Source organism: Chitinimonas sp., from assembly GCF_041904975.1.
Taxonomy (GTDB): Bacteria; Pseudomonadota; Gammaproteobacteria; order Burkholderiales; family Chitinimonadaceae; genus Chitinimonas.
Window position 1 is genome coordinate 1 of the sequence record NZ_JAYRLZ010000175.1, and the last position, 8,977, is coordinate 8,977.

The following is an 8,977-nucleotide window of genomic DNA, read 5'->3' on the forward strand; positions in this document are numbered from 1 at the left end:
TGGGCGAGGGCGGCCAGTTCGCCGACAAATCGCTCGCCCTGTGGCGGCTCGACCAATTACCGGCCAGCTGAAACAGCCCACCCAAACCATTAGCCTCTACGCCCATGTCGCTCGATCAATTGATACGCCAGCAGATTCCTGCCCTGCCCTTTCCTCTGAACGCCTATGCCGAGCTGTTGCGCCTTGAGGTCGGCGAGGTGCGCTATCTGCACTACGGCCTGTTCGCCTCGGCCGACGAGCCGGCGGCCGAGGCGCAGGAGCGCTCGACCCGCCTGCTACTGGAAGCCCTCGGCGAGCAGCCGCAGCGCATTCTCGAAGTGGGCATCGGCCTTGGCACCACCTTGCAGCGCCTCCATGAGCTGGGGCACCAGATTCATGGCCTGACGCCCGATCCGGCACAGATCGTGATTGCCCGCGAACGCTGCCCGGCAGTGACCCTGCATCACAGCCGCTTCGAGGATTTCAGCGAAAGCCTGCGCTTTGACACCATCGTGTTCCAGGAGTCCTGCCAGTACGTGGAAATGAATGCCTTGTGGCGCAAGGCCGCCAGCCTGCTGGAGCCGGGTGGCCGGGTGCTGATCCTAGATGAATTCAGCACCGGCGGGCCTGCGAGTTTGCCAGCGCTGGCACATTTCGGCGAAGCGGCCCTGCGCCATGGTTTTGTTCGCGACAGCCAGCTTGATCTGAGCGAGTCTGCCGCCCACACCCTGCGCTTTCTGCTGGCTGCAGTCGATCGGCACCAGGCCGCCCTGCTGCAATTGCCCGGCGTCACCCCGCAGCACCTGGCCGACTTGCAGGCATCCAATCGTGGCTACCAGGCACGCTATGCCGCCGGCGAATACGCCTACCTGCGCCTGGTTTATCGCAAGGCCTGAGCCGCAGCGTGAAGATCCTGTTCGTTACCCGCGAATCCGGCCTGGACCGGCGCTACGGCCTCGGCCGCAGCACCAGCCACCTGATCGCCCAGCTGCAAGCACTCGGCATCGCGGTGGATTATTTCTGCACCGAGCAGCTCAGCGCACAGCAACAAGCGCAAGCCGAGGTCTGGGCGCGCCGGGCCGGCCGCTTCACCGGTCGCGAACTGCATCCCTTGCTGCACTCGATCACCCGCACCTGGGCTACTGGCCGCGCCGCCATGCGCCATGCGCAGCAACACGGCCACAGCCATGTGCACTGCCACGACGCCCTGCTGACCCGCGCGGCACAGACCGGCGCACACTCCGCGCACCCGGTCGCAATCGGCCTGACCCAGCACGGTTTTCACAGCATGGCGCAAGCCTTGCACCGCCATGTGCTGCCCCTGCCGCGCTGGCTGCGCGCGGCGTTTGACCATATCGAGCGGCGCGCGCTGGCCGATGCCCACTGGATCATCCACCCGGCGCGTCTCGGCCTTGCCAATATCGCCGCCGAGCTGCGCCTTACGCCCGATGCACGCTGGCACGCCATTGGCCACCATATTCCCGCGCCCGCAGCGCTCGATCGGGCGGCAGCCCGCGAGCAACTCGGCTGCACGCCCGGGCGCCGCTATCTGCTGGCGGTGGGTCAGCTGATCCCGCTCAAGCGCTTTGACTGGATCATCCGCGCCCTCGGCCAGAGTGGCGAAGACTGGCAATTGCTGCTGCTTGGCGATGGCGACCCGACCCCATACCGGGCAGCCGCCCGCGCCGCCGGCATCGCGCCGCCGTTGTTTGCCAGCACCGACGACCCGGCACCGTATTACGCCGCAGCCGACGCCTATGTCAGTGCCTCATCGACCGAATCCTATGGCATGGCCAATGTCGAGGCCGTATTGGCCGGCCTGCCCAGCCTGTGCACCGCTGTCGGCGCGGTCAGCGAAGTGGTCGGCGACGCCGCCCTGCTCGCGCGCGACGACTTCGACCATTTCGCCGCCCAGCTCAAGCTTTTGCTCAGCACCGAAGCCCTGCGCGAGCAGCTGTGCGAACGCACCCAGGCCTTTGCCCGGACGCGGCCGACCGCCGCCGCGATTGCCGGGCAGTATTCACGCATTTACCAAGCCGCCCAGCCTTGAGTCCCGCCATGTCTGACCAGCCAAGCCGCACCATGCGCATTGCCCCGCTGCAAACCTCCGACCTCCCTGCCATGCAAAGCCTGTTCCGCCAGGCCTTTGGCGGTGAAATGAGCGAGGCGCTGCATCAGTGGAAATACGCCAACGGCCACGGCATCGGCATGGGGGTGTGGAATGAAGCGGGCGAGCTGATCGCCCACTATGGCGGCTTGGCGCGCAGCGTGCTCGACGCCGGCCAGCGGCGTGAATCGGTGCAGATTGGCGATGTGATGGTCGCCCAGGCCGGGCGTGCCTCGCTCAGCCGCAAGGGCCCGTTCTTTCTGGCCGCCTCGCAGTTCATCGACAGCTATGTCGGCTTCGGCAAACAGTTTATCCACGGCTTTGGCTTTCCCAACCAGCGGGCGATGACCGTGGCCGACCGCCTCGGCCTGTACAAGCCGGTCGGCAAGGTGGTGGAGCTGGAATGGGAAAGCGCCGGCGCCGCCCTGCCCTGGTGGCTGAGCCTGAGCCCGCTCCACGACCCGGCGCAGCACGCTGGCGCCTTGCGCCGGCTGTGGGCCGCCATGGCCGAGGACTTGCGCGCCGATATTGTCGGCATCCGCGATCTGGAGCGGCTGCGCTACCGCTATTTCGAGCATCCGGACCAGCCCTATCACTGCGCGCTGTTGCGCCACCGGCTAGGCGGGCGCGCCATCGGTCTGGTGGTGTTACGCCACCATGGCGAACACAGCGAATGGCTGGATCTGGTCGCCGCCAAACGGCACTGGGCCAGCTGTGCCCTGGCAGCGCGCCAGCTGGCCGCCGCCGCCGGCGCCCGCCACTTGCGCATGTGGGTGAGCGAATCGCACCAGCAGCTCTTCCCCACTCCGCTCGCCAGCCGCGATATCGACGTGATTATTCCCGCCAACAACTGGTCGGACGGGCCTAGCCCGGACGAGCAACGCAATCGCTGGTTCTTGCTTGGCGGCGACACCGACTTTCGCTGATCTGACTGCGCCCCCCAAGCTCAAACCTTGAACCACAGAGGACACAGAGAACACGGAGGGTGCACAGAGAAAACCTTGAAGGATCCAGCCAGACCTGCCGATCGGCTTTGTCTCTGTGCCAGCTCTGTGCACTCTGTGTCCTCTGTGGTTCAAGACTTGTCTTCCTTGGTGCGAGGCACGCCCCGGAACTAATGCGCCCAGCCCCCCTCCTAGACGAGCCTGTTCGCCAGCGCCACTTGCGGCACGAACAAGGTGAAGATCAGCTGTGTTACAATCCGCGACCCTTTTGGGTAAACAATTGAATTAGCAAGAGATTCCTGTCACCACCTTGTGGTGACAATTCATTTGGGCGGCATGTGCAACCAGATGAACAGCCAAACCGACTTCTAAGCCAAAAATCGCTCAATGCAACCGCTACCGCTATTTCGTGCTGCCGCACTCTCCGCCCTGATTTCGATGCTGTTCGCGCCCCGGGCCATAGCGCAGGAACCAGGCCAACCGATGTCGCTGCTGGAAGCGATCCAGAACGCCAAGAAAGGCACGGCAGCCGGCAACCCGCCCGCCAATCCTTTTGCTCCGGCAGCTCCAGCGCCAGCTACGGCGCCGGCACCGGCAAGCCAGCCAGCGAAACCGGAACCTGCCAAGCCTCAGGCCACGCCGACCAATCCGGCCGTCGTAGCACCTGCCGCCACCGCACCGGCCGCTAGCAAGCCACAGCCCGCGCCGGCCAATCCAGCCACGCCAGCGCCGGCCACCGCCAAGCCCGCTGATGCCGGCAAGAGCGACGCCAAGGCCGACCCGAAAAAAGATGGCGCCAGTGCGCCCGCCACGGCAGCAGCGACGCCTGCTGCGGCAACACCGGCCGCCGATGCGCCAGCCGCCACCGCGGCGCCATCCGAAGCACTGCCCCAGGTGCCGATCAAGCCCAGCAATGAAGTCAAGGTCCAGCAGCCCAAGCTCGACAGCGCCAATGGCGTGACCCTGCGCTTTGACAATGCCGATATCTTCGAAGTGGTGCAGACCGTCATGGGCGATATCCTGCACCTCAATTACGTGGTCGACCCCGGCGTCACCGGCAAGGTCAATATCAATGGCCTGAGCCCGGTCAGCGCCGAAGACCTGCTGGGCGTGCTGCAAAGCGTGCTGGCCTTCAACAATGTGTCCATCGTGCGTGAAGGCAATCTGTACAAGGTGGAACGCGACTCCCTGGTGCCGCGCGATGCGGTATCAGGCGCCGCTACCGGCAACAATGGCGCGATGATCCAGATCTTTCAGCCGCGCTATGTGCAGCCATCGGCGGTACTCAATACTCTGAAGAACTTTATCGGCCCACAAGCCGGTATTACCACCGACCCGACCGACCACTACCTGCTGGTGGTGGACCGCGCCGCCAATATGAAGAAGCTGCAGGAAATCCTCGCATCCCTTGATGTGGACTACCTGTCGGCGGTGCAGACCGAAATCGTGCAGATCGAGAACGGCGACGCCACCGAGGTGGCCAAGGAAATGGAAACGCTGTTCAAGACCTCGCAGATGTACAACTGGAAAGGCACCGAGGCCAACAAGGTGTTCTTCATGCCGATCAAGCGCATGAACGCGATCTTGCTGACCGCCGCCACCAAGGACATCCTGGAAACCGCCAAGCGCCGCATCAAGGATGTGGACATTGCGCCGAAGGAAGGCCTGAACGCCCGCATCAATATCTATACGGTGAAAAACAACTCGGCCGACTATCTGGCCGGGCTGATCAGCCAGATTTATGGCGGCGGCGCACCTGCTTCTTCCTCGTCCAACAAGCTCAGCAGCGCCTCGCTGGGCAGTGCCTCTTCGACCAACAACCAGGCCGCCCGAGTAGTCGAAAAGGGCCCGGTCAGCAGCGGCACCACCGCCACCGCCTCGGGCGCCGGCCTGTCGGGCGAAGTGCAGATCATCCCGAACAACAAGAGCAATTCGCTGATCATCAAGGCTGGCCGTCAAGATTATCTGCAGATTCTCAAGCTGCTCGACCAGCTCGATACGGCGCCACGGCAGGTGCTGATTCAGGCGAATATCATTGAAATAAATCTCAGCAAAAACAATGAGATGGGTGTTACCTGGAAGCTCTTGAACGGGAATAACGTTCAATTCAACGGGTCGAAATACGCTACCGCAACCACCATCACGCCGGTCGGGACAACAACCAACCTGGCAGGCGGCTTAGCCTACGGTCTGTACAACGGCGCCAACTTCTTGTCCCAGTTGCAGGCCTATGCAAGCGATGGCGATATCAAAGTACTGTCGTCCCCCCGCGTTCTGGCAAGTGATGGCAAAGAAGCCAAGATTGAGATTGGTGACGATGTTTCCATTAAATCCGGCGAGGTAAGCAGCCCCACGAGCGCCAATCCCAGCGCTGTAACCAGCACCTATGCTTACCGCACTGTCGGCCTGCTGTTGCACGTCAAGCCCAGCATCAATGAGTCCGGCTTGATCAATCTGGAGTTGCAGCAGGAAGTTAGCGACCTGAAGAAGGCAGGGGAAAATGGCGCAGGTCCAACTATCAGCAAGCGCAGTGTTGATACCGAAGTAACGTTGCAAGAGGGAAAGACACTGATCATTGGCGGCCTTATCAAGGACAAGGACAATTTGAACAACAACGGCGTCCCGTATTTGAAGGATGTGCCGGTGCTGGGGTCGCTGTTCCGCTATCAGCAGAAACAAAGCGAGCGCACAGAATTAGTGCTGACCATTACGCCCTACATCGTCCGCACGCCAACCGACGCCGACCGCCTGGCCCAAGACCTTGACCTTGCCCTTGCCGAATTGCGCAAATTCATGGCGCCGAAGCCTGCCAAGGCGGTCACGACTGCCCAGCCCGCCCAGCCGGTCGCTCGTCCGAACTGATCCATGCTGCACCATCTGCCCAAGCTTCATCTGGTCACCCAGCTGACCCGCCGCGAGATCGCCGCCCGCTATCGCGGCTCCTCGCTGGGCTGGCTGTGGACCATCCTGCCGCCCTTATTCACCCTGGCGGTGTACACCTGGGTGTTCAGCGAGGTGTTCAAGGCGCGCTGGGGTTCAGCGCCGGAGGGCGACAAGACCACCTTTGCGCTGAATGTTTTCATCGCCATGCTGTTCCTGAATTTCTTTTCGGAATGCGTGTCGCGTGCGCCCAACCTGATGCTGGCCAATGCCAACTACATCAAGAAGGTGGTGTTCCCGCTGCCGGTATTGCCGGTGGTATCGGTGTTCGTGGCCGGCTTCAACTGGTTGATCGGCCTGGCGATCTGGGTGGCGTGCGAGGCATGGGTGCACCAGCACCTAGCACCGCAACTGCTGCTCTTGCCGCTGCTGTTCATTCCGCTGGCCCTGCTTACCCTTGGCCTGTGCTGGGCGCTGGCGGCGTTTGGCGTGTATCTGCGCGATGTCGGCCCAGTGGTGCAGCTCTTGCTTACCCTGCTCACCTTCCTCAGCCCGGTGTTTTACCAGCTCAGCTCGCTCAAGCCGTGGATGCAGCAAGTGCTGTACTGGAATCCGCTGACCGTGCCGATCGAATTTGCCCGTGGCTGGCTGCTCGGCGGCACCACGCCCGATCTGGCCTATCTGGGCGGATTCTGGCTGCTGTCCCTGGTGGTGGCCTGGCTCGGCTTGCAGGTATTTCGCTTGCTGCGCAAAGGTTTTGCCGACGTGTTGTGAACCCTGTGGCGCCGGCGCAGTCTGTTGCTGGCCCCGACCGATGCTTGCAGCCGGTCGTTTCCATTCACCATCCCTAACAGGAGTTTTGCCATGATGAAAACCTGCCTGATTACCCTGAGTCTGATCGCTGCCGCCGCTCACGCTGCCGACGCACCTGCCACAGATGCCAACAAGCCGGCCAGCACAGCGCCGGCGGCCCCAGCTGCTGTCGCCGAGGCAAACCAGCCTGCGGGCATCTCCCTGCTCGAGGCAATCCAGCGCGCCAAGGCCAATGCCAATGGTCAGCCGGCACCGGTCAATCCGTTTGCCAATGCTGGCACACAAACCACCGCACCGACTGCCGAGCCGCAGTCCGGCCAACCGGCCGCCCAACCGGCCATGACCTTGCAGCAGGCCATTGAATGGGCCCGCCGCAATGCCGCAACCACCAATACGGCGCCTGCCGACGCCACGCCAGCCGCCAAGCCCTGAGTCGCCGTGGCAATGCACCGCACCCAGCACGGATTCACCTTGGTCGAGTTGTTGATCGCCATGGTGCTTGCTGCCACCATCAGCCTGGTGTTGGTGGTGGCCTTCCGGCTGGGCGTGCAGTTCCTTGAGCGCGGTCGTGGCTTTTACGGTGATGTGCAGGAAAATTTCGCCGTGGTCTCCCTGATGCGCCGCACGGTGGCCGCCTTGCCGCAAGCCGCGCTGGTCGGCGACGAACGCCAGCTGCTGGTCGCCGGTAGCAAAAAAGGCATGCGCTGCAGTGAAACCGAACAAGGCTGGACGCTGGAGAGCTTTGCCCCGGCAAAAAACGCGCCGCCTGCCGCTGCCAGCGCCGCACCAGCCGGCCAGCGAGCCGATGGCGACAAGGCGCCGGCCAGCGAGCCGGAAGAAACCACCCTGCTGCTGTCCAATCTGAAGGAATGCGCCTTTTCCTATCTGCTAGCGCAGCAGGACACCCCGAAAGACCCGGCCAAGCCCGGTGGCCCGCAAGCCGCCGGTAGCGCGCCGCAGCCCGGCCCCACACCGGTCAATCCGGCTGTGCCTGGCCCTGGCCAGACGCCGGGCGGCAAGGATGGCGGCGCTGCCCCGCAGGCCAGCCGCTATGCCTGGGAAGAAGCACGCGAGGCGGGCAAGGGTCGCCTTGCTGCAGTGCGCTTTACCTTGGCCAGCCAGCATCTGGCTTTGCCGCCCGTGGTGTTGCGACCCAATGGCTAGACTGGCGCGGCAGCAGGCCGGCTTTATCCTGCTCTATGTTCTGGCGGTGATGGTGGTGCTGAGCGGACTGGCACTGTCGGTTGCCTATCGCGAGCGAGTCGGCGTGCAGCTGGTCCACAATGTGGTGGATACCACTCATGATGAATACACGCTGCGCAGCGCCGTGGCGCTGTGCCGCGCCCAGCTGGCCCTGGCTGCCCAGCTGGAACCCCTGCTCAAGGTGCAGGATGCCAGCGCCAAGGGGGTGGATGTCTGGCAGGCGGGCGATGAGCGCATGGTCACCATTGGCGAAAGCCAGGTGCGCATCCGCCTGACAGCCGGGGCAGTGAGCCCGGATTTCAATCTGTTTGACGAGCAGGAGCTGACACGGCTGTTCGGGGCCATGGGCATCGACGCCGACAAAGCCAAGCTGCATGCCAAGGCAGTACTGGCCGCAAAACCGGCCGACGGTTTTGCCGACCGCGAGGCGCTGCGGCAGATCAGCGACTTGCCGTCCGCCGTGCTGCTGGGTGCCGGCAAAGAGGGCAAAGAGGGCAAGGAAGGTGGCGGACCATCCCTGGTCGAACTGGTGGATGTAGGCAGCAAAAGCAAGCGGATCGATCTGGACAAGACGCCGCTGGAAGTGGTGGCGGCACTGGGCAACCTCAAGCCGGAACAGCTGATCAAGCTGCAGCGCCTGCGCCTGGCGGGGCCGGTCAACAAGGAGCAAGCCCTGCAGACCGTAGGCGCCGAGCTGGGCAAGTTGCTGGAAGGCAGCGAGTCGATGCTTGCCACCCTGAAGATCGAAGGTAGCGACAGCTGGGCCGATGTGCAGCTGCAGCGCAATGGCAATACCTGGAACAGCAGCGCATTCAAACTGCGCCGTGGCCAGCCCGAGCCCAACAAGCAAGAGGAGGATGCCGGCTAAGTCGCCGGCATGGAACGATTGAAACTGGTTCTACTGATCAATAACAACGGGCTGGACGTCGCCCTGTACCAGCGGCGCTGGCAGGGCTGGATGCTCAAGCACGAAGCCAGCCTTACCTGGCCCGAGGCCAGCGCGCAGGCCACGCTGGGCGAGCAGCTCACCGCCACCCTGCGTCCCTTGTTG

At 63.5% G+C, this 8,977-nt stretch carries 8 protein-coding genes; all 8 read left to right on the plus strand.

All coding sequences use genetic code 11. From position 1 onward, the window contains the following. Positions 1 to 104 precede the first annotated feature (104 nt). The 8 genes from ACE3OH_RS15235 to ACE3OH_RS15270 all read left to right on the plus strand — a co-directional run bounded on the left by ACE3OH_RS15235 (position 105) and on the right by ACE3OH_RS15270 (position 8,794). Positions 105 to 875, plus strand: a complete 771-nt coding sequence (locus tag ACE3OH_RS15235) for a cyclopropane-fatty-acyl-phospholipid synthase family protein (RefSeq protein WP_374354665.1) — start codon at positions 105 to 107, stop codon at positions 873 to 875. Between the two features lie 8 nt (positions 876 to 883). Then, a complete protein-coding gene (locus ACE3OH_RS15240; protein ID WP_374354668.1) occupies positions 884 to 2,029 on the plus strand; it encodes a glycosyltransferase family 4 protein in 1,146 nt (381 codons plus the stop codon). 8 nt (positions 2,030 to 2,037) lie between these two features. Next, positions 2,038 to 3,012, plus strand: coding sequence for a hypothetical protein (locus tag ACE3OH_RS15245; RefSeq protein WP_374354671.1), 975 nt, complete (start codon positions 2,038 to 2,040; stop codon positions 3,010 to 3,012). 501 nt (positions 3,013 to 3,513) lie between these two features. Continuing rightward, the gene (gene gspD / locus ACE3OH_RS15250; protein WP_374354673.1) at positions 3,514 to 5,892 is read left to right on the plus strand and encodes a type II secretion system secretin GspD; all 2,379 of its coding nucleotides are present in this window, start codon (positions 3,514 to 3,516) and stop codon (positions 5,890 to 5,892) included. A 3-nt stretch (positions 5,893 to 5,895) separates the two neighbouring features. Continuing rightward, the gene (locus ACE3OH_RS15255) at positions 5,896 to 6,684 is read left to right on the plus strand and encodes an ABC transporter permease (protein ID WP_374354676.1); all 789 of its coding nucleotides are present in this window, start codon (positions 5,896 to 5,898) and stop codon (positions 6,682 to 6,684) included. A 90-nt stretch (positions 6,685 to 6,774) separates the two neighbouring features. Further along, positions 6,775 to 7,155: a hypothetical protein gene (locus ACE3OH_RS15260; protein ID WP_374354679.1), complete on the plus strand. Its 381-nt coding sequence runs from the start codon at positions 6,775 to 6,777 to the stop codon at positions 7,153 to 7,155. 12 nt (positions 7,156 to 7,167) lie between these two features. Further along, a complete protein-coding gene (locus tag ACE3OH_RS15265; protein WP_374354687.1) occupies positions 7,168 to 7,887 on the plus strand; it encodes a prepilin-type N-terminal cleavage/methylation domain-containing protein in 720 nt (239 codons plus the stop codon). Further along, complete coding sequence (locus ACE3OH_RS15270) at positions 7,880 to 8,794, plus strand: hypothetical protein (protein ID WP_374354681.1); 915 nt, start codon at positions 7,880 to 7,882, stop codon at positions 8,792 to 8,794. The genes ACE3OH_RS15265 and ACE3OH_RS15270 overlap by 8 nt, the downstream gene beginning before the upstream one ends. The last annotated feature ends 183 nt before the right edge of the window (positions 8,795 to 8,977 follow it).

Excerpts from the sequence above, each read along its gene's own strand:
- ACE3OH_RS15235 (WP_374354665.1), top strand. The coding sequence starts at position 105 with ATGTCGCTCGATCAATTGATACGCCAGCAGATTCCTGCCCTGCCCTTT.
- ACE3OH_RS15245 (WP_374354671.1), top strand. The coding sequence starts at position 2,038 with ATGTCTGACCAGCCAAGCCGCACCATGCGCATTGCCCCGCTGCAAACC.
- gspD (WP_374354673.1), top strand. The coding sequence starts at position 3,514 with ATGTCGCTGCTGGAAGCGATCCAGAACGCCAAGAAAGGCACGGCAGCC.
- ACE3OH_RS15255 (WP_374354676.1), top strand. The coding sequence starts at position 5,896 with ATGCTGCACCATCTGCCCAAGCTTCATCTGGTCACCCAGCTGACCCGC.
- ACE3OH_RS15260 (WP_374354679.1), top strand. The coding sequence starts at position 6,775 with ATGATGAAAACCTGCCTGATTACCCTGAGTCTGATCGCTGCCGCCGCT.
- ACE3OH_RS15265 (WP_374354687.1), top strand. The coding sequence starts at position 7,168 with ATGCACCGCACCCAGCACGGATTCACCTTGGTCGAGTTGTTGATCGCC.
- ACE3OH_RS15270 (WP_374354681.1), top strand. The coding sequence starts at position 7,880 with ATGGCTAGACTGGCGCGGCAGCAGGCCGGCTTTATCCTGCTCTATGTT.